Source organism: Nostoc sp., assembly GCF_036919615.1.
In the GTDB taxonomy this organism is placed as follows: domain Bacteria; phylum Cyanobacteriota; class Cyanobacteriia; order Cyanobacteriales; family Nostocaceae; genus Nostoc.
The window spans coordinates 39,168-65,713 of sequence record NZ_JBALCN010000102.1; the positions used below are offsets into that span (position 1 = coordinate 39,168).

Sequence of the window (26,546 nt, forward strand, 5' to 3'; positions counted from 1 at the left end):
TCTTAATGAGAAACTTGTGTTTTGAGAACACTAGGAATTGCCTCAATTACTCGATTGGCAATGTCTTCAGGTGTATCTCCCTCTCGCTCGGTGATGTGCAAATCGGCTTGAGAGTAAAATGGTGTTCGTTGTTCGAGGAGTGATCGCAATTTGCCTTTAGGATCAACATCTCGCAGCAGTGGCCTTGTGGTATCCTCAGCTAAACGGCTGTAAATTATCTCCACTGGCGCATCTAGCCACACTATCAAACCGTGGTGCAAGTAACCCCAATTTTCTCGCCGCATTACAATGCCTCCACCGGTTGCTATAGTCAATTTTGTAAAAGCACAAACTTTTGAAAGCACGTCACTTTCTACCTGGCGAAACCCTACTTCACCAACTTGTGCAAATAACTGATTGATGGATTTACCTGTTGCTTGGGCAATGACATTATCGGTATCCACAAACCCATAACCCAATTCCTTTGCCAGTAAGCGCCCTACTGTCGTTTTACCAACACCCATAATACCAATTAAGTACAAGTTCACTCCTTGTAATAAGCTGCTCACCAGTCCCTTCGCTCCAATTATGAATTTTCTTAACTTCTAAATCCTAACTTTTTACTCTACTTTAAATTTCTGAGTTTAAGTTTGGGATGCTCCCGCTCTGATTGCATCAATTGTTGGGTACAGGTATATACTTGATGCTCTATCTGTTGCCGGATTTTAGAAAATTGGTATTAAATCATAGCTTGGGAAATTACTGCTGAGGATAAGTGAGTCACGCAACTCCAGTTTTTTATCTTGACTGAGTATCTGACTTGGTTACTCAGCATTTATTCTATGTATTTATTAATCAATTAGAAAGATAAACTCTAACAGTAATACTACTACGACTTTGATAAACTCCATTAGAAATTTCCGCAGGACTAGAACCACAAAGTAAACCTCTAATCAATTTCTTTTCAATGGTTTTTAAGGCTTTTTCCTTTACGGATATCAAATTTACTTATAACTTTTATAACTCCTAATTATTTATATCTTCTACAAATTCATCTTCTATTTGAGTTTAATCAACTGCTGTTATTACTGTTATTAATGTATTTAAAGTAACTTCTGTAATAGATTAACGATTTTTCTGTGAAATTACTATAAATAATAAACGATGAATTTCTCAGGAATGTAGTAACATTTCCGAAAGTAACTTGGTAATTGCTGCATAGCGATTGCGATGCTTAATGAAAAAATTAACATAGCTTGTTTGAAACTTTATTCAAACAATTGCTGTCTATCTAAATAATCAGGATTTTTACTCTGGTGGTTAATTTTAAGTATACACAATACTGTGTTTTTAATAGCACAACCTCGTTATTCTAAAAGTTAAGTTATAACAAGCCTCGCTCAATTAAATGTTTCTGATAAAGGTGTAAATTATGACTTCTTTACCACGATCGCCCAAAAAAGCTTTGCAAAGTTGAAGTTTTGGTACAAAGACTACTGCATATTTCACCCCAATAAGCCTGAATGAATAAATATAGTATGAATGAGGTGTCAACTATGACTCGAATTCGTGACGTTGTCCAAAAAGCTTTAGCAACTGGCTATTTGACAGTGGAAGCTGAAAATCAACTACGACAACTGTTGGCTACCCGATATGACTTGGAAGATTTTAATGCTTTCATGACTTTGCAGGAAGCTGCCATGACTGGTAAGGTCAAGCAGGAGTCTAGAGAGCGGTGTGGCATCAAGTAGAGACCTAGTACCGCAAGGCGGAAGTCAGTCATTCAAAAGTCAAAAGTCAAAAGTATTATGGAATGGGCTTTTGAGGGATTTTAAATGGTTGCTCTATTTACGCTGTGGCGTACTAGCGTGCTACATCTTACCGACGGGAGCGTTTATCATCATCCTCAAAATCATCGTCATCATCAAAAAATTCCCAATCATCATCAGCCGCTTGATTGGTAGTCGGCGGCTGATAAGGGGGGATGATTACCCGGTAATCAGCATCGTAAACGGATTCAGTTTTTCCCGCAGCCGTATTTTTTGGCTCACGGTAACCGTAGGAGTAAACTGAACCAGAACTAGAACTACTTTTGGCTTCTGATTGACGTTCGTAAGTTGTTGAGTCTCTAGACTGTTGAGCTTGAGGATTAGGGGTAGGCACTTCCTCTGACTTTTCATCAAAGTTCCAATCATCATCTCTACTGCCATTTGTCTCCCAATCATCAAATACATCACTGCTAGGCTCTTGTTTTTTACTAGCTGGTGGTGGAGAACTGGCAGGACGAGATGTAGGTTCTTCTCTTTGGGTTGTCTTCGCACGAGGCGAAGTTGCGCTTCGGCGGTCAGGAGTTTGGCGTTGTCCTCCGACAAAATAATTGGATAATTTAAACAAGGTAGCAATCAATATAGATGTGAAAGCACCTGTAGCAATACTGAACAAAATCCATATCGCTAGTGGTAATGGTTGAGTTCGCACGCCCAAAAATACTAGCGATAGGGCAGGTGACCAATTTTGGACTAACAACAGCATTAGTCCTCCCAGTACTGCCACCAATAGAATTAAGCGAATTACAGCCATAGCAATTTTGTCAGTTGTCAGTTGTCAGTTGTCAGTGGTTAGTTGTCAGTGGTCAGTTGTCAGTTATCAGTCTGATTACTCTTCACTTATTACTGTTCACTGACTACTGACACTATCAGCCATCTCTATCATTACCCTTTTAGGACTATTGTGAAATCTACGATAAATCCGCTGAGGGCGTTAGCGACGACCTTGCCACCGCTGAATTGGGATGCAATCAATATCTAGTTGATCTAAAGCACGAGCAACTACAAAATCAACTAAATCCTCGATGGTTTGGGGATTATGATACCAGGCGGGAATAGCGGGGACAATTCTCACTCCAACTTCTGCTAAAGAGGTTAAGTTACGTAGGTGGATTAGGCTAAAAGGCGTTTCACGAGGGACAATAACCAGCTTTCGCCCTTCTTTGAGTTGGACATCTGCTGCCCGTTCTAGTAAATCGGAACTCAAGCCAACTGCTAGCTTTGCCACTGTGCTCATGCTGCATGGAATGATTATCATCCCGAGAGTGACAAAGGAACCACTGGCAATCCCGGCTCCAACATCACCCCAAGGATGGCAGCGGAGTTTTCCGGAAAGCGCAACTCCAGCTTGCTCTCGCCAGAATTGTTCTTGCCCAGTTGGTTCTGCTGGCATCCGAATTTCCTGTTCTGATTGCCAAACCATGTAAGTTGATTTAGAGGCAACCAATTCAATACTATATTCCGCTTCTAGCAAAAATTTGATCGCGCGAACAGCGTAAATCAGACCAGATGCGCCTGATACGCCTAAAATTAAAGGCTTAGTGTTATTTGACACGTAACATTTGGTGGATTTTACTCATCCTCAGAGTAAGAGTCTAGGTCATCAGGCTCAATGTCATTTGGTAAGTATAGGTCTAAGAGATCGTCATTGGAACCATTGCCAGTTAAACCTTTGGGTACACCATCGCTGCCGACTGTTACCAAATCAATTTGCTGACGGTAGTAATCGACACTTTTTACTTGCACGGCGACGCGATCGCCTAGTCTATAGGAAGCACGATTTTTGCGACCAAACAGTGCCTGTTGTCTGGCGCGATATTCATACCAATCGTCTTTGAGAGAACTGACGTGTACTAATCCTTCTACCCTTAAAGGCACACCAGGATTACTACTAGACTCCACCTCGGCTGCTGGTACTTCAATTTCCACAAAGAAACCGTAGGACTGAACACCAGTAATCACCCCTTGAAATACCTGACCAATGCGCTGCTTCATCAGTTGGGCTTTTTGCAGTCCGGCTAAATCAGCTTCAGCTTCTTGGACTTCTTTTTCTCGGTCGTTGATTTGGATAATTACCCTAGTTAAATCGCTTTGCAGTTCTTGTTGTAATTCTGGGGGCAAAACGTTCCAGTTAATTTCCTTATGGCTGGAGGAGTGGCGCAGGTTAACACGTTCTCTAACACGGGTATTGCGGCGATCGCGTCCGTTTTCCAGTAGCGTGTAATACACTCTCTGCATGAGCAAATCTGGGTAACGCCGCAAGGGGGCACTAAAGTGGATATATTGCGGTAGTGCCAGACCAAAGTGAGACCCTTTGGTGGTGCTGTATGCAGACGGCTTAAGTGTATCTTGCAATAAGTAGGTAAGAACTTGCTCAGAGGGAGATTCGGCAAAAGCTGTGGTCAAATGTTGATAATCTAAGGGTTGGATATCTACTTCTGGATCTAGTGTGAGGTCAACGCCTAAATTGACTGCCAATTTCAGCATTTCCTGGACATCTTCGACATCAGGTGTGCCTTGGACTCGCCAGATAGCAGGAACACCAAGGGCATTTAAATGAGTTGCGATCAGTTGATTAACTAGCAGCACCAACTCTGTGAGTAGCGATCGCACCGGTAAATCATTCACCACCACAGCCCCGAGAATCCCCTCATCATAGTAGGCGTTTTGACTGGGCGGCAGATTCAACTGGAGGCTACCACGAGTCAAGCGTACCTGTTTCACGGCTGTTTGCAAGGCTTGGAGGTCTTGCAGGATTTGGGAAACCTGTGGGGATTGATCTTGCGCTTCACCTGTGAGAATTGCTTGGGCTTGGGCGGTACTCAGTCCAGTTTCTACGTTGATCACACTGGGTTGAATTTCCCATTCCAGCACTTGTCCTGATTGGGGATCAATGGTAATTAAAAAAGAGATGGTTAAGCGATCGCTCCCAGGTACTAAAGAACAGCGTTCTGCCACCGTTGCAGGCAAGATTGGCAGCACCAATTCTCCTAGATACACTGATTTGCCCCGTTTGAGTGCTTCTCTATCTAGGGGTTCGTCAGGTTGGACATAGTGAGAAACATCAGTGATATGAACGCCCAAAAGCCAATTTCCGGCTAAGTTTTTTTCTAAACTAAAAGCGTTTTCTATAACTTTGGTATCGCCATTTACCCCTTCAATGGTGAGAGTAAACAAATTACGTAAATCTAACCGATTTTTCAGGTCTGCTTTCAGCAGCTTTTTGGGTAACTTGACGGCTGCTTCTAGGACATGATCAGGAAAAGTCCGGGAAAGGTCGTGTTTGCACGTAACTAAATCTATATCAGCAGCGGCTTCGGCATCGCTACCAAGGATTTGCACGACTCGACCAAGGGGAGGATATTGTGCTAATGGGTAACGCAAGACTTCTACATGCACAAGGTGATCGATCGCTTCTTCCAACTTTGCCCCGTTAGGTTGGATCTTGAGTTCAAACAGCAATCGATCATCTAAGGGCACAGCCCGGAAACCGCTTTCTACCTGCTTAATTCGTGCCAGTAACGTGTGGTTGGAACGTTCTAGAATCAGCTTCACCTCCCCTTCGGGAGAGCGACGGCGACTGCCTTCTTTGAGAACTCTGACCAAAACGCGATCGCCATTCCAAGCATTACTCAGATGACTTTCGCGGATGTAAATATCCTCAGCTCCTTCCACATCTTGAATAGCAAAGCAAAAACCTTTACTAGAACAACGGAGTTTTGCCTCGATTATTCCCTCTTCTGAGACACGGCGGTACTTGCCCCGTTCTTTTACTAAAATACCGATTTTTTCGAGAACATCTAAAGCGATGTGAAGTTTTTGTAAACTTTTTTCATCTTCACAACCAAGTTTCTTTTCCAAAACTTTCCGAGCTACCAATTTATCATCGGTGAAATTGGCAAGGAGTGTAGCGATTGAAAATTCCATGCAGTGAACCGACCTTTGGTCAAAACATCATTTGTTGTTTAATCTGGTTCTTTCCTGTATACCCTCACGGCTTACAGAAACAAGCTGGAAACGAACTGCCCTGACTGAGGCAAGGCTTCCTAAGTTCCAAGGGAAGGAAGCCGACCCAGCAAGAGCAAGAAACTACTCCCGCAGTTCCGAGCAAAGGAAGCCGACCCACGGACAACTCTGGGCGTCTACGAACTTCTCACTCCACGATGCTCTCAGAGTTCGCCTGCGTTCAAGTCTCTTCACCTAACCAAACTTAAGATTGCACGCCTGATTAAAATCTAGCCCCGCTAAGTAATTATGCGACGGGTTTTTGAGAAGCTGGGTTTAGAGAATCCATACTGCCCAAAAGGCTATGCAGGGGAGCCACTGCGCTCAGAGGGGTCTCCCCAAGTGGAGCAAGTGGCGTGGAAACTACAGGTGTTTGATTGTCTAGAGTGAAGGTAATCTTACGACATTAGACTCTGATTTTTAACTAGGAGGAACTGCCGTGAACCCAATTTTCCCACATGTAGAATCGGTAACAATTAGGTGAGCAGTTTAATAAGCAGTGAGGGCGAACCTTATCTTCATTATTGTAGATTTAGAGCGCACTTCCAGAAAATAGTTCTAGATATTGAGTTGGGTAATCAGTATAGCATTGCAGGCAAGACTACCAGGTAAGTTAGCACTAGCCAAAAATTTCGTCAAAAAAGAGCTACTGCTACAATTGGGACACGGGACAACGCAAAAATATTACCTTCATGGGCCGGAGCATAGAGTTAGTTATACCTGCTCATTGCCTACCAAGAAACTGATCACACATATTCTGGAGTGCTGAGACTTGAAGCGGACATTTTGTAAGCAATGCTACTCGCACGCGAATATTATAGTCAGTCGTACAGGTGATGGAAGAATTTGCGATCGCATTAATCCAAAGCTGTACAAACAATATCTGTAGTTTGCCATTCACAGGGAGATGGAAATGTACGCTATTACAGGAATTACGGGTCAGGTTGGCAGTGCAGTCGCCCGCAAATTGCTGACCGAAAACCAGTCTGTACGGGCTGTAATCCGCGATGCCAACAAAGGAACCACTTGGGCAGAACAGGGCTGTGCAGTCGCTCTGGCGGACATGAATGACGCCAACGCGCTGAAAGCGGCTTTTGCTGATGCCGAGGGTGTCTTTGTGGTGCTGCCGCCGAACTTCGCGCCATCGCTGGGCTTCCCCGAAACACGGGCGATCGCGGCGGCGCGTCCGGGCAAGGTCGCTGTTCAAGTCTCAGGGCACAGCCGACCCGCAGCCGCGCATTCAGATGCTCAACGGTTTCAACCAGGGCTGGATTGAGTTTGAGAGTGGCGAGTCCGGCTAGATCAAGGGCGAAGTCGAACTGGAGACAGTCCTGAAAAGCCTGGTGGATCGTCCAGCCAGACAGCCGTGAGATATTTTTGCAGCGGTAACGTCATAACGGTTGGTTCGCTAATTACAGCCGCGAATTATTTTTCTTTTCCACATCCGGTGAAAAGTCAGATTTGTGTCTCGTTGCAAGCAATCAAGGACATAAATCTTAATATTCTTCATGCCCCATGTTCTTGCTCTAGACCAATTTGATGCCGAGTGTTAATTCAGTTCCAAGTACCGAGTCCTGAGTAAAGAGGTGAGATTCCCCACTTCTTTACTCAGGACTCAGGACTCAGCACTGTTTCGGTAAGCAATTAAAAATGTTCGCGTAGCGTCTGGTAGAGAAGAAATGCAAGATTGGCAGGCATCCTGAGTATCGAGTGGATGTAAATTAAAGTAAGGGCAGCTGATCTTGCTTGAGCATACAGGCAGTATCGACCCCGTTATTAAAAAGATTTAGATTGGTAGCAGTATTATGTTGGCTCAATTCCAGAGCTTGTATCCCAAAGGCAGTCTGATTTCTGAATTAGTGCAAATTTTTCAAGGAAAATATATTGTCCGGGCAAGCGTGCAAATTGAAGGCGTAACCCGTGCTACGGGTATGGCAGCAGCAGAAACAGTAGAAGCAGCAGAAGACCAAGCCAGAACTAGGGCGCTGATAGTTTTGGGTATTACAAATGCGCCACCAGAATCAGTGGCATTTATCTCAAATCCAATTTCCCCAGCGGAGCTAAACCCTCCCTTGAACATTAAAGGTGGATTGAATGAGCCGGCTGCCTACTCCTCTACAAAAGATGAGGATCTTGTTGGTAGTCAGTGGTCAGTGGTCAGCGACAAAGAAATATCTATCCCGCCTTCCAGAGTCCGGAACATCAAACCAGAAGTAGTAACAACCAGTAACGAACAGTACGGCTATAGCGATGCTGCGCCCCTAGAAAGCGATACCTATAGCCAGGATTTAGATCAAAATTTTCCTGTGACTGGCGATCGCCAGCTAGAATTTGATTCTCCAGTTGAAAACTTGGAAATAACCTTTGATAACCAGGTGGAAAATCAAACTTTTCCAGGAATTTCTGCCAATAATGTCACACCATTTACACCTCGGAGTTACAGCCCTCAAGAGAATGTCGCCACCCCGTCAGTGACAGGAAAGAGAAAGAAGAAAGCTGAACCCGTGGATTTATCGGATGTAATTGCTAAAACAGATGTCGAACTTCAGCGTTTAGGCTGGACACCAGAACAGGGACGGGAGCATCTGATTAAAACCTACGGTAAGCGGGGGCGAACTTTGCTGACTGAAGAAGAATTGCATGGATTCCTCAAATACCTCCAATCTGAACCAGACCCATTAGCGGGATTTTGATTAGTTATTAGTCATTTGTCCTCTCTTACAAAGTTCTGAGCGGAGGTTTCCTCCGCTCAGAACTTTACGCTTTGTCATTTGTCCTTTTAATTGCTAAGGGTGAATGACAAAAGACGTAGGCTATTGAATAGCCTGGAAATCTCCAGTTTCTGCAAAGCTGCAAATCCGAGTACAAACCGATACACCTGCTCCCATGCCGCTATTGTCATGTTCTTTGTCAATGCTCACTTAGCCAGTAATCAGCACACTAGAGCCAGCGCTGATTATTAGGGAGGCTTACGCTACTGTCCCCAGTCCTTTCATGACTTCACCCTTAAGTACTCTGACAATCAGGTAGCTACAGAAACAGGCATCAAAAGCGAAAATCAAAGGTTACGGCAAGATGAACAAGAATCAATTAATTGCAGCACTCACCCAGTAGAGTCCCGCGATCGCTATTAATTATAAGGGGCGGGGAAAGGTTTTGCTTATTTAAGATTTAAGATTTTAAAGCATAACCTAATGTGGAGGTGTGTCTACCATGTGTAATACCTGCGACACGCTTAATAGCGATCGCATCAACCAAATCATACGCTTAATCTAACTTTCAACACTTCTGCTATACTACATCATTGCTTATTTAGCACTTCTTATGTCTCGTTCAAGTTTTCTAGTTAAACACACACCACAGATTCAGCAGGGCATCCTCGACTTCTACCTGAAAAAGGCTGACAGGTTTCGGGCGTACTTTCCAGGAGGAGAGGAGTTAAGTGGCAGCAGACCAGATTTTTTAGCGCTTGAGGGAGTGTCTGTACAACCTTGGTCAGGAATGGTGGGCTGTATAATTGTTGAAGGCACTTTAACACCAGCAGCAAGAACGCTCATCCGAGAACGCGGAAAATTTGAGGAAGATAGCTGCTATCATCCTTTGCAACTATGGAGCTATGAGTTAGTCAATGACACTGAGGTGTTACTGCGGATCACAGACTTTTCGGTTTGGATGGTCTTCGCTACGCTAGATGAGCTACAGAGCTTGGAGAAACAAAAGATCCCCGTCAGTGAATGGCGAGAAATTTCCCTTGAACCTGAGGAAGGAGCAACGCCACTGCCGATGGATGAAAGCGACCTAGAGCAAATCACCCAGGCAATTAAGGAAGCGTTTTTTCCCAAACACAAGTAACTACAAATTTATAAGGGAGCGTAACAATAGGTCTTTTTTTCTCGTGAAACCGATTTTCTCTAACCCACGGGAGATGGTACGCGCACTAATCTTGCCTTCCTATAATTGTGCCATCTGGGCTTGAGTCTTATCCCCATACACTTTCACAAAGTCTCGAAATTTTTCCCAGTCGCTGATTTTGTGGCTATGACCACGCGACTGATTCGGTTTAGCCAGGAAATCTCCAGTTTCTGCAAAGCGCTTTAACCACAAGAAGTAATCACAAAATCCTCCAACGAGAGAGCGAGTCCATGCGATTGCTTGTCTGCGACACGCCGCGCGAACGTCCTTCCTTCTCTCTACGAGACGCTACACGAACGCAATGAAAATTATTTTCTCATTAAAAAATAAAAACTGGGATGCACCCCAGTCAGAACCCAATAGTAGGATTTTGATTTCCAACTCGTAAATCAAGTTTTGAACTTCTAAATCGAGTTTTGAACTTCTAAATCAAGTTTTGAACTTCTAAATCGAGTTTTGAACTTCTAAATCGAGTTTTGAAATCAAATAACCCCTCTTCACTTCTGAAAAGGGGTTATTTTTAGGGTTTAAGGGAATTAAAAGTGGTAAATCACCATTTGCCCGTGACTATTAATTAAGAACAGCAACTGCTGGACGGCTACCAGCGGCGTGACGGTCAATAACTTGGTCAATCAAGCCATATTCCCTCGCTTCCTCTGGTGACATGAAAAAGTCACGTTCAGTATCTTCAGCAATCCGCTCAATTGGTTGACCTGTATGTTCAGCTAAATAGTCATTTAGCCGCTGCTTGTGGTACAAAATTTCCCGCGCCTGAATTTCAATATCAGTCGCCTGTCCTTGAGCGCCACCTAAAGGTTGATGAATCATAATCCGAGAATGAGGTAGACTCATCCGTTTACCCTTAGCACCAGCGCTGAGGAGAAAAGCGCCCATACTCGCCGCCAATCCGGTACAAATTGTACAGACATCAGGGCGAATGTGTTTCATAGTGTCAAAAATGCCCATACCAGCCGTCACCGAACCACCGGGAGAATTGATGTACATATAAATGTCTTTCTCCGAGTCTTCGGCATCCAAATACAGCAGTTGGGCAACAATCAAGTTAGCAATGTTGTTGTCAACTTGTTGTCCCAAAAAGATGATGCGCTCACGTAACAGCCGTGAGTAGATGTCAAAGGCGCGTTCACCTCGACCCGATTGTTCAATAACGATAGGAATCATGGAAACGTGTTTGTGGCTACTTTAAATACATTTTATCGGTGACAGCACGAAACTGGGGTTTATCTCTACTGTTCCCAAGCAGATAAATTGAATCTTTCTCGTTTTCTCTTCTCTAAATAAGGGTGCAAAAAATGATTTTGCAATAAATTTAACCGCTAAGGGCACTTTTTAGCCGCAAAAGCTGTCTCAGAGAATATCCCCATTTAGGCAAGAATAAATCAAAAAACCTAACTTTCGCCAATCTCATGTCTCGGCTTTTGCTGTACAACCTTGGCGATGTGGTAATTAGACCGAGAACCGAAATCCGACTTGCTTAGGGAATTACGTTAAATATCCAGTAACATTTTAAACATTTTTTTAGTATTTTCCTCAGCAATTATCAAGTTATTTTGTTAGATTCGGTAAATCGATAAAACAAGGTGTATTTAGAATAATCAGTCCTAATTGAAATGCTATCCACTCAGAGAGAGACGTGCCATGCTGGAAAAACTTATACAAGCTGCCATCATCACCTTCTTGCTCCACTTGATAGCAGGACTTAGCCCAAATACTTTAATTCAGACAAAGACAGCATCACCTGTGCCTGAAACGCCACCAAATATTGTTAGCTTGCTATTGCAATCTTTTCAGTAAAAACATTTCCCAAACTGTACAGGTGTGGCGATATCAAAGACATGCACTACTACTTCTTACCCAAGGGGTAACTCGCTTGTAGGGTTTCTTGCATATACATAGCTGTCTAGGCTAACACTCCTGGGAACAGGGTAGACTGAGCAAAGAAGGCAACTACTTGCGTTTAATCATGACTAATCGCCTTGCTGAAGCTAAGAGCCTCTATCTCCGCAAACACGCCGAAAACCCGATTGATTGGTGGCCTTGGTGTGACGAAGCACTTGCAACTGCAAGGGCGCAAAATAAACCGATTTTTCTATCGATTGGCTATTCTAGTTGCCACTGGTGTACTGTCATGGAAGGCGAGGCTTTTTCTGATATTGCGATCGCCCAGTACATGAATGCCAATTATCTTCCGATCAAAGTAGACAGGGAAGAAAGACCTGACCTTGATAGCATCTATATGCAGGCTTTGCAGATGATGAGCGGTCAAGGGGGTTGGCCTTTGAATATTTTTCTTTCCCCAGAAGATTTAGTGCCGTTTTACGCTGGTACTTATTTCCCTTTAGACCCGCGCTATGGTCGTCCTGGATTTTTGCAGGTGTTGCAATCCCTTCGCCGTTATTACGATACAGAAAAAGAAGACTTACAGCAACGCAAAGCCCTAATTATTGAGTCTCTGCTCACGTCTGCGGTGTTGCAATCCGGTACAACAACCGAGCTTGAAGACCATGAATTACTCCGCCAAGGTTGGGAAACCAGCACAGGTGTAATTACTACTAGGGAATCTGGCAATAGCTTTCCGATGATTCCCTATGCAGAATTAGCGCTGCGGGGAACTCGATTGAATTTTGAATCTGGCGATGATGGCAAGCAAGTTTCTACCCAGCGAGGACTAGACCTTGCATTAGGGGGCATTTATGACCATGTGGGTGGTGGTTTTCATCGCTATACTGTTGACCCTACTTGGACAGTACCCCATTTTGAAAAGATGCTCTATGACAATGGACAGATTGTGGAGTATCTGGCTTCTTTGTGGAGTACAGGAATACAAGAACCAGCGTTTGAGAGGGCAGTTGCTGGTACTGTACTATGGCTAAAGCGGGAAATGACCGCGCCTGAAGGTTACTTCTATGCTGCTCAAGATGCCGACAGTTTCACTGATCCCACAGCAGTAGAACCAGAAGAAGGAACCTTTTATGTCTGGAGTTACAGCGAACTACAACAACTGTTAACGCTTGAAGAACTAACGGAATTAGAACAGTTTACGGTGACGCTTAAGGGCAACTTTGAAGGACGTAATGTTTTGCAAAGACGCCATCCAGGTCAACTGAGTGCAAGGCTGGAAACGATACTAAGTAAGCTGTTTACAGCTCGTTATGGCGTTAGTTCTGAGTCACTAGAAACTTTTCCTCCGGCTCGTAACAACCAGGAAGCAAAAACCACTAACTGGCCAGGTCGCATTCCCTCGGTGACAGATACGAAAATGATTGTCGCTTGGAATAGCTTGATGATTTCTGGGCTGGCTAGGGCTGCTGGAGTTTTCCAACAACCGTCATATTTGGAATTAGCAGTACGAGCGGCGAATTTCATCTGGGAAAATCAGTTTGTCGATGGGCGTTTTCACCGACTCAACTATCAAGGAGAACCAACCGTTTTAGCGCAGTCTGAAGATTACGCTTTTTTTATTAAAGCTCTCTTGGATTTACAAGCTTCCAACCCTGAGCAGAAGCAATGGTTAGAAAAAGCGATCGCTATCCAAGATGAATTCAATGAATTTCTTTGGAGTGGAGAATCAGGTGGTTACAATAACACATCTACTGATTCTAGTCAAGATTTAATTGTCAGAGAGCGGAGTTACGCGGATAATGCGACACCATCAGCCAATGGAATTGCGATCGCTAATCTTGTGCGTCTAGCCCTACTCACCGATAATCTAGATTATTTGGATTTAGCAGAACTTGGCTTAAAAGCTTTTAGGAGTGTAATGCATGGCGCTCCCCAAGCTTGTCCCAGTTTATTTACAGCTTTGGATTGGTATCAGAATTCTACCTTGATTCGCAGCACAACTGAGCAAATAAACTCTTTGATCCCCAAGTTTCTGCCAGTGGCTGTGTTTGCGATAACATCTGATTTACCAGAGGGAAGCGTTGGATTAGTTTGCCAAGGTTTGAAGTGTCTTGCACCAGCAGAAAGCGTAGAGCATTTATTGCAGCAAGTGCAGCAAAGTCAAAATAGAGGATAATTTTGGCAAGATTAGACGCATAACCATGAATTAGGTGAAGTGACAATGACGACCCGTAGCGAATTAACTGCCATAGTCTTAGCAGGCGGCAAGAGTTCTCGCATGGGTCAAGATAAAGCCCTGATTCCAATTCAAGGGGTGCCATTGTTGCAGCGAGTTTGTGGGATTGCTCAAAGCTGTGCTGATGTTGTTTATGTAGTCACTCCCTGGCCAGAACGCTATCAAGACTTGCTTTTGCCTGGTTGTCAGTTTATTCGGGAAGTAGCTTTGTCTGGAGAATCTCTCGCCCACGGGCCTCTAGTTGGTTTTGCCCAAGGGCTAGCCGAAGCACAGACAGATTGGGTGCTGCTGCTAGCTTGCGATTTGCCGAGGTTGCGGGTTGAAGTTTTGCAAGATTGGGTAACTAAACTTGATAGCGTGGGAGATGCTGCGATCGCAGCTTTGGCTGATCATCCGAAAGGCTGGGAACCTCTGTGTGGTTTCTATCGCCGTCGCTGTTTGCCACAACTCCTAGAGTTTATCAACCAAGGGGGGCGATCGTTTCAGCAATGGCTGCGGCAATATTCTGTAGAAGTTTTGCCTTTAGCAGAACCAGAAATGCTGTTTAACTGTAATACACCAGAGGACTTGGCTTTAAGTTAACGTCAGTCTCCAACGGAGGCGCACGTTAAAATTAGCTTATGCTTGTAGCAGATTAACTGCGATCGGGTATAATCCCCATCAATAGGATCTACTCATCTTGCGGCTTGTCTAACTTGTCTATTTTATTTTTGTGTGCTAATACCGTCGCACAAGTGCCTATCGCTCTCGCTGAGATTAGGATTATTCTGTAAATAACCGCGTACCCAATCACAACTGCGCCCTATTAAAGTGTCTAAGTCTAGATTCCAGAAATCTAGATTCCAGAGTTTGATTGTCTTGTCAACACTGCCAGAAGCCAAAGTCTTGCCGTCAGGGCTAAAACTCACGCTATAGACAGGGTTATCATGCCCAGTCAAGGTGTGGATTTCCTTCCCTGTCTCTAGATTCCAGAGTTTGACTGTCTTGTCCTCACTGCCAGAAGCCAAAGTCTTGCCGTCAGGGCTAAAACTCACACTCCAGACAAAGTTATCATGCCCAGTTAGGGTGTGGATTTCCTTCCCTGTCTCTAGATTCCAGAGTTTGATTGTCTTGTCATCACTGCCAGAAGCCAAAGTCTTGCCATCGGGGCTAAAACTCACACTCCAGACAAAGTTATCATGCCCAGTCAGGGTGCGGATTTCCTTCCCTGTCTCTAGATTCCACAGTTTGATTGTCTTGTCAGCACTGCCAGAAGCCAAAGTTTTGCCGTCGGGGCTAAAACTCACGCTATTGACAAAGTTATCATGCCCAGTCAGGGTGCGGATTTCCTTCTCTGTCTCTAGATTCCAGAGTTTGATTGTCGCGTCACCGCTGCCAGAAGCCAAAATCTTGCCGTCGGGGCTAAAACTCACGCTAGAGACCCAGTTATCATGCCCAGTCAGGGTGCGGATTTCCTTCTCTGTCTCTAGATTCCACAGTTTGATTGTCTTGTCACGACTGCCAGAAGCCAAAGTCTTGCCGTCGGGGCTAAAACTCACGCTAGAGACCCAGTTATCATGCCCAGTCAGGGTGCGGATTTCCTTCCCTGTCTCTAGATTCCACAGTTTGATTGTCGCATCAGCACTGCCAGAAGCCAAAGTCTTGCTGTCGGGGCTAAAACTTACGCTTCTGACATAGTTATCATGCCCAGTCAGGGTGTGGATTTCCTTCCCTGTCTCTAGATTCCAGAGTTTGATTGTCTTGTCATCACTGCCAGAAGCCAAAGTCTTGCCATCGGGGCTAAAACTCACACTCCAGACAAAGTTATCATGCCCAGTCAGGGTGCGGATTTCCTTCCCTGTCTCTAGATTCCACAGTTTGATTGTCTTGTCAGCACTGCCAGAAGCCAAAGTTTTGCCGTCGGGGCTAAAACTCACGCTAAAGACAGAGTTATCATGCCCAGTCAGGGTGTGGATTTCCTTCCCTGTCTCTAGATTCCACAGTTTGATTGTCGCATCAGCACTGCCAGAAGCCAAAGTCTTGCCGTCGGGGCTAAAACTCACGCTAGAGACCCAGTTATCATGCCCAGTCAGGGTGCGGATTTCCTTCCCTGTCTCTAGATTCCACAGTTTGATTGTCTTGTCATCACTGCCAGAAGCCAAAGTCTTGCTGTCGGGGCTAAAACTTACGCTTCTGACATTGTTATCATGCCCAGTCAGGGTGCGGATTTCCTTCCCTGTCTCTAGATTCCACAGTTTGATTGTCGCATCAGCACTGCCAGAAGCCAAAGTCTTGCCGTCAGGGCTAAAACTCACGCTCCAGACATCATTATCATGCCCTTGCAAGCGATTGTGTTCGCTGCTCTCATTAAGAGCTTTTTGCAAGGCATTCATTACCACTGAGTTGTATACGTGCTGGTTTTGCAGGATTTTTCCCGCTTTAATTGCTTTGACAAAAGCATCCAACTCTTTTCTTCTATCGAGTAGAGACAAAGAAGAAGAACCGAGAGAATCTGCAAGATTGAGTTCCGCTTGTTTTGTCTTTTGCCAAGCGATTAAACCCAATCCACTGCTAACCACCACCGCCACCAGGGAACTTACCACAATCCCCCACATAGCTCTGATTCCATTCTTCCTGATGCGATCGCGTTCTTGGGTACTCTGCTCAATAAATTCTTTCTCATCAATTAAGTCTTCTGGGCGTTCCTTCAGTCTTTCTTCTGCTTCCGCCAAAGCTGCACCACGCAATAATGACCCGGAATCTTGCTTCGTTGCTTCCCATTGTCTTTTTGCTGACCGCAATCGCTCTTGCCAAGCTCTAAAAACGCGGTTTGTATTCATCCATTCTCGCAGTTCTCCCCAATTACGAATCAGAGCTTCATGGACTACTTCGACCGTTTCTTGACTGCTGAGATTGCGACTTGTCACCACCAACCGAGCATCAGCTAATTTTTTTACCAAAGACCAGCTTTGCTCCCCTAATTCCGCTTTCATTGCTATGCGTCTGGTATCTTCTGCTCCCTCACCCGGACGCACCAATTGAATAAAAATCCGCCGGACTTTTTCCTTCTCATCATCTGTCAAGTTGCCATATTTTTCATCAGCATGGCGAGCTAATGCACCTTCTACTTGACCAATTTCTTCATAGATTTTGTGAGTTAATTGTTTACCCGTTCGCTTGTTCCACAACTCTGTTAATGCAAACTCTAGCAAAGGTAAATTTCCAGGTTGGTCTTCCACATCATCCAGAATGCGTTCTACCAGTCCGTCTGCAAATGTCACCCCTAATTTTTGGGCAGGTTTTTCAATGACTTCTTTTAATTCCTCCCGATTCATTGGCCCCAGTTTCACATCAGCATTTTGCAAGACATCAGAAAAGGGACGATAGGAGAGAGCATTTCCCAAAAAATCTGCCCGCATCGTGGCTACCAACACCGTAGCCGATGAAGACAGAGAAATAGGAGTTTCTAAACTGGCTAATAAGCAGTCGAGAAACTTACGGCGAATTTCCTGATTGTTACAGAGTGTGTAAATTTCTTCAAATTGGTCAGCAATCAGTAATACACGATGATTAGGGTGATTTTGCCGAATTTTAGCAAAAACGTCCAAGAGAGGAATAGCACCATCTTGCAAGTAACTAGCTAACTCTCGCGCTTGGGCAATTTGTTTGGTTTCATTTAAATTCGGTGTATAAAGCGGGACAATAGCTAAAGCGATCGCATGAAAAGGGTCAGAACCAGGACGAAAGTGAGTAAACTGCCAGTGACCTTCTTTTTGTAACTTAGGGACTAATCCCGCTAATACCACCGAAGATTTACCGCTTCCCGACGCACCCAACACGGGTATAAAATTATGGGTTTTAGTTGCACTATAAAGTTGTTCTATAAATATTTCCCGCCCAAAGAAAAACTCAGCATCATTGGGGCCAAAATGAAACAAACCCTGATAAGGACAAGGGAGATATTCATCAACAGCGATCGCAGAATCAACAGGTTTTACCTCTTCCCTAGAGTAGAAGTAGTTGTAGATAATGTTTCCTTCACCAACTACAGCACCTTTGACTTTATTTTGAAAACAGGTTTTACCTCTTCCCTAGAGTAGAAGTAGTTGTAGATAATGTTTCCTTCACCAACTACAGCACCTTTGACTTTATTTTGAAAAGTTGAGTGGTATTTGGAACTCTCTTCAGCCATCTAGAAACTCCAGTGGCTTTAGCCAAATTTATTTTCTTGTGTGTTGCGATCGCCAACCTGAATCCCCTTCACTTCTCCTTGAAATACTGTGTTATATTTACCTGCTGCTGACTCTTCTGGCTTTTCCTGTTTCAGTAACTCCTGTGCTAACTTAATAATTTCCGCATCCTGATCAACTCCTAGATTGACTAACTCTTCTTGAAGCAATGCTTTAACTGCTTCTGAATCCAGCTTTTTCTCATGCTTGTCTACGATATTGCTATCATCTTCTTTACCTTGGTCAGCAAACCTCTGCTTAATCAAAGTCTTCAAACCCTGATAGGCATCTTTAACAGCTGTTCCTGCGGTATCTTTAGTAGCAGCGATCGCACCAGCACCTAAAGCAGCAATAATTATAGAAATAGGCTCCATAGTTAATCCTCAATGATTGGTAGCAGCTAAAATAGTTATTATTCAATGTTTAAAGAATATTACAAAAGGGTTTGCTACTCTCATTTTAGCACACCCAAGCATCTCAGTATATCGCTAAAAACTTCATTTTTCGTAGCACTTAACCCAATACTTTCTGAGACTTTTCAAACATCCTTTTAGATTATCACAGGACATGGAACTTATTAGTTACAACATGAGTTTGATGAAAAGTAAACCAAAAAGTTTTTTATAAGTTTTACCATCTGAACATTTTTTCTTAGCCACGAATATTACAAAACTCCCAAAACAACGTTAACTTGAGCATTTCAGACGATAAACTTAATTACCTTTAAGCGATCGCAATACCTGCTTGGTTTCTTATGCTTCATGTTTAGCAAACTTTTTGCCTTTTTCTAACCGTTGAACTCACGTTAAGTTGATTGAAGAAGAATACAGAACTCAGAATCAATTAATGGGGGATTCAGCTGAATGTGGGATATAAATCTATTTGATAACGACGCAATTAGGTGATTGGGGAGATGAAAGAAATTTTCCTTCTGAATTCTGCTGTATCTACTGTTTACCGAATGCGACAAAATTTGCGATCGCTATCACTCTGAGGATATTGCCAAGAATAAGCAAAATGGCTAACTCCCTTGAGTTGGGGAGCGTATTGGCGAAGTGCCTGCATTTGCACTTCTAAAGATGGACGATTACTGACAGATTTTCCCCACGCACCTGCTAAAGCTGGGATTATCTGCGTACCCGGTTTTGCCATACTCAAAACCCGCTGCACTTGCGACACGATACAACTAACATTACCGCAATTCCCATAAGACATAGGATGCCACTCTAATGTAGTGGGGAAGCGATCCCAAGGTTGCAAACGGGAATCATACCCTTGTCCGACAGTTTGGTTGCCATTAGGAAAAAACACTACTCCTGTGGGAATACCTTGCTGCTTTGCTGGGTAACTAGCTATGGTGACAAAATCTAGAATTCCTTGCATGGCGTGGGCAACAGCAAGCTGCCACAACTCCCATTGTAAAAGTGGTTGTCTGTTGGTTGTAGACAAAATTGACTTTTGCGCTGATGGGAGAGGGCGTCCTTGCCAAAGGGGTTCCCCTTCCTGGGGATAAAGTTTATCAACTTCCGCTACATCTCCAGCGGTGACGTATCCCTTACTCAAAAAGCGGCGAATCAAGTCCAGCCCTTTGTAATTTTGTGCCCGTTTAAATAAAGCTTCTTGGGTTGCGGGAGTAAATAGCCATAAATCTGAAACTTTGGTGGCGATGGAATCACTTCCAGCTTGTCGGGGATAGCGCACATAGTCTAATAGCAAGCCATCTGGACGACGGCGCAAAACTTGTTGTACTAATTGATAGTAGTCGCGTTTTGCTTGCAGATTGTAGGGGTCGATAAATAGTTGAGAGCCGTTATCTACGACATATAGGCTGGTTTGACCTTTGCCATTACGAGCGATCGCTGCTTCTCTATCTCGGCGCTGGGCGTAAGTATAGCCGAAATTTGTGGTAAACATCCAGGCGTAGACTTTCAAACCGCGTTGCCGACCTTTTTTAATTGCTGTGGCGAGTAAGTCAGCGTTTTCTGCCCCTGGAGTGCGAATCACAGAAGGCCAAACCGTCGGGTTAGCTCTTGCTGGCAATAGTACCTGCCCGTCGTAAAATACTTCTACATAAACTTGGTTATAGCCACGGTTGACAATCCGATCCATAATCTGATCAATTGTTCCTGGCTGAATGTCACAGGGATACAAGCGCAACCAAATGGCTTGGATTTGTGGCCAAGTCCGAGTGCGGCACTCCTGTAATTCCTCTGCCTGTTTTTGGAGAATGTTTTGGTAGCGCGTTTGAGCATCTTGCTTACCTTTGAGGGCTGATAAACGTAAGTTTTCTTTTTCTTGCGCCGCCACTGATGGTAACTGACAATATTGGGTTACTTGTGCCCTTGCTGGTTCGCTGACAAAGTTGGGGAGCAATGAACTACTAGTGAAAACAACAGCGAATAGACGCCGCCAAAATAATGTTGATCTTGCAACGTTCAAAAGATGGTTAGACATACCTACCAGTAGATGGACACAATAATCATCGACCCCAATTTAGATAATTGTAGGCAACGTGTATCGAATTATATAGTTAAGCAGTAAGGGTTTTAAAACCTATTTTTTCAAGACCGCCAAAGCCCTATTTGTGTTGCTGCATTTTTTTATGAATACATAAACGTATACGGGGCAGTATAAAACATCAGAATATAAAGCAAGTTTAGTCTACTATTGGGTAGATTCTGCTTTTACCTTAGTTAGTGAAAATCTGCTAAAACCACTAGGGTTTTTGAATCAAGAATAGCCTGACTTTTAGCTCTTGTCATTAGCCACATCTTTTTAATCTCTAGCTTCGTTGATCCTGCTTGGTAATTTATAGCTATATTGCTAAAAGCTACATTTGCGATTTTTGAATGTGCTGCTGAGTATTCTTTCTATGCCATTCTTACCCCAGAAGGAACTTTAATATGCATCGTCGTTGGCTCTTATCTGCTTTAGCACTTTTGATGAGTATAGTTTTAGCTGCTTGCACAACTGCAACCACTCAGCAGCCACAAACAAGAGTCACAAACCTTACTGAGACTACAAATACAAATTCTCAACAATTACCAAAAGGATCAGCAAAAAGAGTTGTTGCTCTTTCTTCTCTTTCTGCTGACATTATCTCTCGACTTGATCAAACAAAAATTGTCGGAATCACTGGTAGCAGATTATTTAAGAATGACTCAAGATTCAAGGATATTCCCCGTGTTAGTGAAGGCCAAAGTCCGCCAAATTTAGAAAAAGTGGTAGCACTCAAACCAGATTTAGTTATTGGTGCAGAAGGTTTTTCTAACATCCCAATTCAAAAACTTCAGCAGCTAGGAATTCCGACCTTTCTCACTAAGGTAAATAACTGGGAATCTCTAGAAGGACTTACTAAAACACTGGCTAAATCAATTGACGCCGATCCTCAGCCTTTGTTAAATCGTTACAAAACTTTCTTACCAGAAAAGCCAACTCTGGGTTTTTCTACTCTAGCGCTGGTTAGTCGTCAACCAATTTTAGCGCCGAATAAAAATAGTTGGGCAGGGGATTTGCTGGCGAAATTCCAGGCGAAAAATATAGCAGCAGATTTACAAGGAAAAAGTCCAATTGCTGGCTATGTGACGCTTTCGGCTGAGAAAGTTTTAGAAGCAAATCCAGAGGTGATAATTTTGGTTAATCCCCCGCAAGGGAATTCGTCAGCAGCGCTTTTAGATTCGCTGAAAAAGGAAGCTTTTTGGCAGCAACTGCAAGCAACTAAAAATAACCGAGTTTATGTGTTTGATTATTTTGGTCTGGTGAATCCAGGTAGTATAGATGCAATTCAAAAGGCTTGTCAGCAGCTTAAGCAAGCGTTGTTTGCACCACAAGGCACTTAAATGCATTCCGATACAATGTTAATGCGTCGGTCGCATTGTTAATGCATTCCGATACAATGTTAATTCATCGGTCGCAATGTTAATGCATTACCTTGCATTAAAAACGCTACGCTTTTACGCAAAACTGTACTTAGCTCAATAAATAGAATTAAAATCTTGTTTTCAGGTTTTACCTTGAAATACCTGTCATTGATGAATAGGGGAGGCTTTGCCTCCCAATAGGCATTCCCAGCCTCTGACTGGGAACGAGGCAAAAAATATAAAATTAACTGTGCTTTTAATCCTTTGTAGAACTAATTGGTGGGAGGCTTTGCCTGCCAATAGGCATTCCCAGTCTCTGACTGGGAACAAAGGAAGAGGCTGGGAACGAGGCAAAAAATATAAAATTAACTGTGCTTTTAATCCTTTATAGAACTAATTGGTTTTTGAGCAAAGGGGATATTTTTTTTACCTTCACGAGAAGAAGCTCCAAGGCTGCGGAAATACAGTCCTCCAATGGTGAGTAAAAAGATCACATATGCCACTGCTTGTACAAGATAGAGATTCTCTGTATAACCAAATAAAGATTTCAGGATAATGCCAGGAAACTGTTCGTCAGGCAAGATTGTAGAAGTATTTGAAACTATTGGCCCCAAAATACAAGAGTGGACTTTAGTAAAGCGTTCGTAATAGAAACAAAGGCTTTCTGTGGCACGACTGCTAAGGGCAAGATTAGCCACAGCGTCATCAAAACGTTGCAAGGCTGAAACTACTAACCCAGCGACAATCAACACTAATAAAACGCCCATTACCTGGAAAAACTGGCGGATGTTAATTTTGACACCCCATTTAAATACCAGCACCCCAATGGCGGATGCCGCTACCAAACCACCAATAGCACCCAACGCTGGCATTAATCCCTGTTGAAAATTAGCAGCAACGAACAGAACAGTTTCAAAGCCTTCGCGCAGAACGGCAACTAAAATTAAAGTAAAAACACCCCAACCAGCATTTGAGTTTTGTGTCAGTGCTTGTGTAACTGCTCCTTCAACTGTAGCTTTCATAAATCTGGCTTGTTTGGTCATCCAGATTAGCATCCAACTGAGCATTGCGATCGCTAACACACTAAACACACCTTCTAACCCTGGCTCAACTACGGAGGTGTATTGAGGATTCACTGCTCTCAGTACTGAAATTATCCAACTGAATAGTACACCGATTAAGGCACTGACGACAATACCAACGCCGACACCAGCATACACCCAAGAGTTGAGTCGGGATTGTTTAGCTTTTTTCAGCAAAGCTAGGACAATGCCAACAACAAGGGCAGCTTCCACTCCTTCTCGGAGTGTTATTACAAAAGTAGGTAGAGCAGTACTAAAATTCATCTTTTATCCTTTGTCTTTTATCCCTGTACCCCTTCTCTTAAGCAAGCTACGCCCAGCGCCTCCCTTAGGAGAAGTTATTATGATCAGAAGCCAAAAATTGAAAAATCCAGAGCAGAGGAAACATCCGCTCTGGTTTTTCGCTCCGTTCAGACTTCTATCTTTGTCATTAGTCCCTGGCCAATAATTAATGACTAATGACTATTGACCAAAATCGCGTAGCATCTTTTTCAATTCGAGATTATGCATCTCTTCTTGCCCAATCATGCCGCGAGCGAATTCTTCAAGATAAATGCTGGCATTGGTGACAGTTTCGAGCAGATCTTTATACAGATCCAATGCCTTTTTTTCATGGGATAAGCTTTCTGCCAAGATATCCTTGACTTTATGCTGGTAGGTTTCTTCCATTGGGGCAATTTTCAGGGAGGGATGCCCATCTAAACCGGTGAGAATTTCTCCCACTTGTTCGGCATGAAGTAAAGACTCACTTGCCTGTGCTTTAAAAAAAGCCACAATTGGAATACGGTTAGGACCAGTCACCATCAAAGAATAATGTGTATAGCGCACTACCCCTGCTAGTTCAAATTCCATGATGGCGTTCAGCAGGTCAATGGTCTTTTTCTGGTCAAGTTCTTGCATCAGTTGTTAGTTCAAGTAACGAATGGAGTGTAATGAGTTAGAAGTAAGTAATTCGTAATTTGTAATTCGTAATTCTTAACTCCTAACTATTTCCTTATTTTAAACTCCTTACCCTACCCTTCCCATTAAATGAAAGTGTTATCGCTATGCTTTGGTATTAGATTTGTCAACCACTTTTTGAGAGTTTTCCTCAATGGTTTTCACTAGCTTAGTAACATCACTAGGAGTTTTGACTGCTTTTTCTGGTGGGATGGCGGCGGGCCAAACTTTTATTAGTTCAGCGAAACTACTATCGATCGCTTTGTGTGCTTCGGGATCAGCTTGAGCTACTTGACTAGAAATTCCTTTGTATAAATCATTGGCGTAAACGACAAAACCACGAGAGTCTTGATACTCAATTGGTGCGGTTATTTTACCATCTGCGATCGCAGCGCCATATTCGGAGTTAGCTGAATCTAGCAATTCGTTAATTACCTGTAGCACAAATCCTGGTTTGGAGCGTTGATCTGCTGGCAAAGCTGCGATCGCTCCGTCAACTGATTGCATCGAAGAAGCAAAATTAGTTTTAATTTCACTATCTTTTGAATTAGATTTAACTAAATCTTGCAAACTTACCAAAGTCGTCTTAAATTCTTTGACTTTGCGCTCATTCAATTGTTCTTCTACGTCAACGTAAATCTCCTCAACTGGATGTCCTATATGAGGTTCTGCTTGTTTTGGCTGATTTTGATCTAGTAGTTCTTGTGCTACCAAAAGATGTCCTTTCATTAAACCTAATTTAGACATATAGTCAACATCTTTTGCCTCACCTGTGAGTCTCACTTCTTGAACACCAACCTGGTCTTTAATTTGGTTGAATTGCTCTTGAGTAATTACTTTTTTAGTAACTAAATCTTCTGGGCTGCCATAGGGACGACCTGCCTGAATTTTGTTGGATAAAGCCGGGACACCTAGCTTGGCTTCAAACTTATCCAATTCTGACAAGATAGCACTGTTAATGTTAATTTTTTCTTTACCACCGTGACCACTATGACTGTTTTCACTTACTGCCTCTGTAGCTTGAGGACTAATAACTGGCGCTGATGGATTTTCTGCGGTTGGTGTACTACTACAGGAACTTAATGTAACTATTACGGCTGCTGCTGCTGTTAAACAGATATAACGAAGTTTTATCATCACTGCTCCTCGCACAACTAAAAAAGGTATTAATTGAAACATTTCAAACTATTACTATCAGGTAGTTTGTTTGACACATTGTCATACATTTTACTGTTGCATATAATGAGATTTTTTATCAACTATTTATTTAAAACTTTAATTAATTAATTACGAATTACTAATAATATTGTCAGGAATGTTTAACAGTATTTTGAGAGTTGCTCTCAGCAAGTACTTCAAATTGACCCATGCAACCGTTTTCGGCGATCGCATCCTGATGGGGATGGAACATATACTTACCTGGGTAGCGAAAAGCAAATTCCAAAATGTGCCTTTCGGCCATACCCATCGTAATCACATCTGCTTTCTCGCTAGGATTCATACTCATGCCATAGCGATAGACATCAAAGAAGTTGGCATGGAGGTGAAACGTCACTACCGGATCATATTCAATAATGTTGAGAACATACAGCCGAATCAACTGATCTTGGTAAATAGGAATGGAATGATGCATGTAATAATGAGGCGAACCGTTGAAGGCATAATAATCATTATGGCCATCATCATTCACGTCATACCCAGCCATGACTAGTACAATTTCATCAGCCGGGGGACGGGGCGTAGGTGGATCGATGATAAACATCCCGTACAGTCCCTTGGCGATGTGACGGGTAACTGGTTCAATATGGCAGTGGTACAAGTGTACTCCATAGGGTTCAGCATCAAATTCATAAATTGTGGCTTTGCCATTACTGATTGGGCGAACACCATCCATTTGTGCCGGATGAACGCCATGAAAATGCAAAGAGTGAGAATGTCCCGCGTTGTTAAGAAATAGTACCCGCACGCGATCGCCCTGTTTCGCCCGTAGCGTTGGCCCTGGTATGCGACCATTTAAATCCCAAATGTTGTAAGAGACAGCACTATTGAGTTTTATTATGGAAGTATCGGCAGTTAACTGAAATTCTCGGATAGTCCGCCCATTTTCTTGCTTTACTGTGCCATAATCAAAATCCCTTAACATCTTCATCGGGTTAGTACCGTCATCTGGTGCTTCCATATCCAGTGGTGGCACTTTGACGATTGACTTACTTTGTAGATTTAGCGTCTGCCAAAGTCCAGCTGCACCAATCACTCCAGCACCTGCTAAACCTAGCTTCAGTAATTGACGGCGGCTCCATGGTTTTTCGTTACCTAGAGCGAAGTTGTTGGGCATGACATTTAGTTACGGTTAGCACCAAAAAAGAATTGCAAATCCTTAGCAATTGCTTTTAGATTTTAGAGGAATTAGTAATTATTGTCAATAATTTTCCATTACTTCAAAACTGCTACTGAAGCTATTAAATCCAGATAAAGCAAGAATCAGTCCCTGAAAACTCCAGCCAAATTTTATTAATTTTAACTGTATTTATACGTTGCTTTATGTATAAATAATATTCAGATAAACTAACTGTTTCATACTTATTCCTGATATACCGATTGTTTTAGGAGTACTTGGAGTATAAACAGTAAGTAAA

Annotated in this window: 22 protein-coding genes and 3 pseudogenes; 10 read left to right on the forward strand and 15 right to left on the reverse strand. The window is 43.2% G+C overall.

Annotated features, from left to right (window positions below; all coding sequences use genetic code 11):
• Positions 1-2 precede the first annotated feature (2 nt).
• Positions 3-548, reverse strand: coding sequence for a shikimate kinase (locus tag V7K48_RS31805; protein WP_335078856.1), 546 nt, complete (start codon positions 546-548; stop codon positions 3-5).
• A 203-nt stretch (positions 549-751) separates the two neighbouring features.
• A pseudogene (locus V7K48_RS31810) lies at positions 752-987 on the reverse strand (NB-ARC domain-containing protein); the annotation flags it as partial.
• Positions 988-1,535: 548 nt separating this feature from the next.
• On the opposite strand from V7K48_RS31810, the gene V7K48_RS31815 reads away from it, so the two are divergent.
• Positions 1,536-1,730: a hypothetical protein gene (locus tag V7K48_RS31815; RefSeq protein WP_334969594.1), complete on the forward strand. Its 195-nt coding sequence runs from the start codon at positions 1,536-1,538 to the stop codon at positions 1,728-1,730.
• Between the two features lie 127 nt (positions 1,731-1,857).
• Here the strand turns inward: V7K48_RS31815 and V7K48_RS31820 are convergent, their stop codons facing one another.
• The 4 genes from V7K48_RS31820 to V7K48_RS35285 form a co-directional block, all read right to left on the reverse strand.
• Complete coding sequence (locus V7K48_RS31820; RefSeq protein ID WP_335078859.1) at positions 1,858-2,559, reverse strand: LapA family protein; 702 nt, start codon at positions 2,557-2,559, stop codon at positions 1,858-1,860.
• A gap of 180 nt (positions 2,560-2,739) precedes the next feature.
• Entirely contained in the window at positions 2,740-3,360 is a 621-nt protein-coding gene (locus V7K48_RS31825) for a flavin prenyltransferase UbiX (protein WP_335078861.1), read from the reverse strand.
• Positions 3,361-3,377: 17 nt separating this feature from the next.
• Complete coding sequence (locus V7K48_RS31830; protein WP_335078864.1) at positions 3,378-5,732, reverse strand: ribonuclease R family protein; 2,355 nt, start codon at positions 5,730-5,732, stop codon at positions 3,378-3,380.
• A gap of 802 nt (positions 5,733-6,534) precedes the next feature.
• On the reverse strand, positions 6,535-6,711 hold the full coding sequence (locus V7K48_RS35285; RefSeq protein WP_442949501.1) for a hypothetical protein: 177 nt from the start codon (positions 6,709-6,711) through the stop codon (positions 6,535-6,537).
• 12 nt (positions 6,712-6,723) lie between these two features.
• Here V7K48_RS35285 and V7K48_RS35290 point away from each other — a divergent pair, with 12 nt between their 5' ends.
• From V7K48_RS35290 to V7K48_RS31845, 4 genes and pseudogenes are all read left to right on the forward strand, one after another.
• Positions 6,724-7,086 carry an NmrA family NAD(P)-binding protein gene (locus V7K48_RS35290; protein ID WP_442949502.1) on the forward strand — a complete coding sequence of 121 codons (363 nt, stop codon included), beginning with the start codon at positions 6,724-6,726 and terminating at the stop codon, positions 7,084-7,086.
• 529 nt (positions 7,087-7,615) lie between these two features.
• Positions 7,616-8,503 carry a hypothetical protein gene (locus tag V7K48_RS31840; RefSeq protein ID WP_335078868.1) on the forward strand — a complete coding sequence of 296 codons (888 nt, stop codon included), beginning with the start codon at positions 7,616-7,618 and terminating at the stop codon, positions 8,501-8,503.
• A 349-nt stretch (positions 8,504-8,852) separates the two neighbouring features.
• Positions 8,853-8,924 (forward strand): annotated as a pseudogene (locus V7K48_RS35295) (hypothetical protein); the annotation flags it as partial.
• A 210-nt stretch (positions 8,925-9,134) separates the two neighbouring features.
• Positions 9,135-9,662, forward strand: a complete 528-nt coding sequence (locus V7K48_RS31845; RefSeq protein ID WP_335078871.1) for a hypothetical protein — start codon at positions 9,135-9,137, stop codon at positions 9,660-9,662.
• 33 nt (positions 9,663-9,695) lie between these two features.
• Here V7K48_RS31845 and V7K48_RS31850 read toward each other — a convergent pair.
• Positions 9,696-9,911, reverse strand: a pseudogene (locus tag V7K48_RS31850) (IS630 family transposase); the annotation flags it as partial.
• Between the two features lie 381 nt (positions 9,912-10,292).
• Entirely contained in the window at positions 10,293-10,904 is a 612-nt protein-coding gene (gene clpP, locus V7K48_RS31855) for an ATP-dependent Clp endopeptidase proteolytic subunit ClpP (protein WP_335078873.1), read from the reverse strand.
• A gap of 477 nt (positions 10,905-11,381) precedes the next feature.
• Between clpP and V7K48_RS31860 the strand changes: the two genes are divergently transcribed.
• From V7K48_RS31860 to V7K48_RS31870, 3 genes are all read left to right on the forward strand, one after another.
• A complete protein-coding gene (locus V7K48_RS31860) occupies positions 11,382-11,537 on the forward strand; it encodes a hypothetical protein (RefSeq protein WP_334969608.1) in 156 nt (51 codons plus the stop codon).
• Positions 11,538-11,706: 169 nt separating this feature from the next.
• Complete coding sequence (locus V7K48_RS31865; protein WP_335078875.1) at positions 11,707-13,761, forward strand: thioredoxin domain-containing protein; 2,055 nt, start codon at positions 11,707-11,709, stop codon at positions 13,759-13,761.
• 45 nt (positions 13,762-13,806) lie between these two features.
• Positions 13,807-14,403, forward strand: a complete 597-nt coding sequence (locus tag V7K48_RS31870; protein WP_335078877.1) for a molybdenum cofactor guanylyltransferase — start codon at positions 13,807-13,809, stop codon at positions 14,401-14,403.
• Positions 14,404-14,525: 122 nt separating this feature from the next.
• Here the strand turns inward: V7K48_RS31870 and V7K48_RS31875 are convergent, their stop codons facing one another.
• Entirely contained in the window at positions 14,526-17,738 is a 3,213-nt protein-coding gene (locus tag V7K48_RS31875) for an nSTAND1 domain-containing NTPase (protein WP_335078880.1), read from the reverse strand.
• Between V7K48_RS31875 and V7K48_RS31880 the strand changes: the two genes are divergently transcribed.
• Positions 17,730-17,900, forward strand: a complete 171-nt coding sequence (locus V7K48_RS31880; RefSeq protein WP_335078882.1) for a hypothetical protein — start codon at positions 17,730-17,732, stop codon at positions 17,898-17,900. The genes V7K48_RS31875 and V7K48_RS31880 overlap by 9 nt on opposite strands.
• Before the next feature lie 110 nt (positions 17,901-18,010).
• Here the strand turns inward: V7K48_RS31880 and V7K48_RS31885 are convergent, their stop codons facing one another.
• Both V7K48_RS31885 and V7K48_RS31890 read right to left on the reverse strand, forming a co-directional pair.
• Complete coding sequence (locus tag V7K48_RS31885; RefSeq protein WP_335078884.1) at positions 18,011-18,403, reverse strand: hypothetical protein; 393 nt, start codon at positions 18,401-18,403, stop codon at positions 18,011-18,013.
• 580 nt (positions 18,404-18,983) lie between these two features.
• Complete coding sequence (locus V7K48_RS31890; RefSeq protein ID WP_335078886.1) at positions 18,984-20,483, reverse strand: family 10 glycosylhydrolase; 1,500 nt, start codon at positions 20,481-20,483, stop codon at positions 18,984-18,986.
• Positions 20,484-20,932: 449 nt separating this feature from the next.
• On the opposite strand from V7K48_RS31890, the gene V7K48_RS31895 reads away from it, so the two are divergent.
• Positions 20,933-21,868: an ABC transporter substrate-binding protein gene (locus tag V7K48_RS31895; RefSeq protein ID WP_335078888.1), complete on the forward strand. Its 936-nt coding sequence runs from the start codon at positions 20,933-20,935 to the stop codon at positions 21,866-21,868.
• Positions 21,869-22,266: 398 nt separating this feature from the next.
• Here the strand turns inward: V7K48_RS31895 and V7K48_RS31900 are convergent, their stop codons facing one another.
• From V7K48_RS31900 to V7K48_RS31915, 4 genes are all read right to left on the reverse strand, one after another.
• A complete protein-coding gene (locus tag V7K48_RS31900) occupies positions 22,267-23,235 on the reverse strand; it encodes an FTR1 family iron permease (RefSeq protein ID WP_335078890.1) in 969 nt (322 codons plus the stop codon).
• A gap of 198 nt (positions 23,236-23,433) precedes the next feature.
• A complete protein-coding gene (locus V7K48_RS31905; protein WP_298914352.1) occupies positions 23,434-23,871 on the reverse strand; it encodes a ferritin-like domain-containing protein in 438 nt (145 codons plus the stop codon).
• 144 nt (positions 23,872-24,015) lie between these two features.
• On the reverse strand, positions 24,016-25,047 hold the full coding sequence (locus V7K48_RS31910; RefSeq protein ID WP_335078892.1) for a helix-hairpin-helix domain-containing protein: 1,032 nt from the start codon (positions 25,045-25,047) through the stop codon (positions 24,016-24,018).
• 172 nt (positions 25,048-25,219) lie between these two features.
• A complete protein-coding gene (locus tag V7K48_RS31915) occupies positions 25,220-26,245 on the reverse strand; it encodes a multicopper oxidase domain-containing protein (protein ID WP_335078894.1) in 1,026 nt (341 codons plus the stop codon).
• Positions 26,246-26,546 lie beyond the last annotated feature (301 nt).

Excerpts from the sequence above, each read along its gene's own strand:
- V7K48_RS31900 (WP_335078890.1), bottom strand. The coding sequence starts at position 23,235 with ATGAATTTTAGTACTGCTCTACCTACTTTTGTAATAACACTCCGAGAA.
- V7K48_RS31870 (WP_335078877.1), top strand. The coding sequence starts at position 13,807 with ATGACGACCCGTAGCGAATTAACTGCCATAGTCTTAGCAGGCGGCAAG.
- V7K48_RS31815 (WP_334969594.1), top strand. The coding sequence starts at position 1,536 with ATGACTCGAATTCGTGACGTTGTCCAAAAAGCTTTAGCAACTGGCTAT.
- V7K48_RS31830 (WP_335078864.1), bottom strand. The coding sequence starts at position 5,732 with ATGGAATTTTCAATCGCTACACTCCTTGCCAATTTCACCGATGATAAA.
- V7K48_RS31915 (WP_335078894.1), bottom strand. The coding sequence starts at position 26,245 with ATGCCCAACAACTTCGCTCTAGGTAACGAAAAACCATGGAGCCGCCGT.
- V7K48_RS31860 (WP_334969608.1), top strand. The coding sequence starts at position 11,382 with ATGCTGGAAAAACTTATACAAGCTGCCATCATCACCTTCTTGCTCCAC.
- V7K48_RS31895 (WP_335078888.1), top strand. The coding sequence starts at position 20,933 with ATGCATCGTCGTTGGCTCTTATCTGCTTTAGCACTTTTGATGAGTATA.
- V7K48_RS31880 (WP_335078882.1), top strand. The coding sequence starts at position 17,730 with ATGAAACAAACCCTGATAAGGACAAGGGAGATATTCATCAACAGCGAT.
- clpP (WP_335078873.1), bottom strand. The coding sequence starts at position 10,904 with ATGATTCCTATCGTTATTGAACAATCGGGTCGAGGTGAACGCGCCTTT.
- V7K48_RS31865 (WP_335078875.1), top strand. The coding sequence starts at position 11,707 with ATGACTAATCGCCTTGCTGAAGCTAAGAGCCTCTATCTCCGCAAACAC.
- V7K48_RS31885 (WP_335078884.1), bottom strand. The coding sequence starts at position 18,403 with ATGGAGCCTATTTCTATAATTATTGCTGCTTTAGGTGCTGGTGCGATC.
- V7K48_RS31845 (WP_335078871.1), top strand. The coding sequence starts at position 9,135 with ATGTCTCGTTCAAGTTTTCTAGTTAAACACACACCACAGATTCAGCAG.
- V7K48_RS31905 (WP_298914352.1), bottom strand. The coding sequence starts at position 23,871 with ATGCAAGAACTTGACCAGAAAAAGACCATTGACCTGCTGAACGCCATC.
- V7K48_RS31820 (WP_335078859.1), bottom strand. The coding sequence starts at position 2,559 with ATGGCTGTAATTCGCTTAATTCTATTGGTGGCAGTACTGGGAGGACTA.
- V7K48_RS31910 (WP_335078892.1), bottom strand. The coding sequence starts at position 25,047 with ATGATAAAACTTCGTTATATCTGTTTAACAGCAGCAGCAGCCGTAATA.
- V7K48_RS35290 (WP_442949502.1), top strand. The coding sequence starts at position 6,724 with ATGTACGCTATTACAGGAATTACGGGTCAGGTTGGCAGTGCAGTCGCC.
- V7K48_RS31890 (WP_335078886.1), bottom strand. The coding sequence starts at position 20,483 with ATGTCTAACCATCTTTTGAACGTTGCAAGATCAACATTATTTTGGCGG.
- V7K48_RS31840 (WP_335078868.1), top strand. The coding sequence starts at position 7,616 with ATGTTGGCTCAATTCCAGAGCTTGTATCCCAAAGGCAGTCTGATTTCT.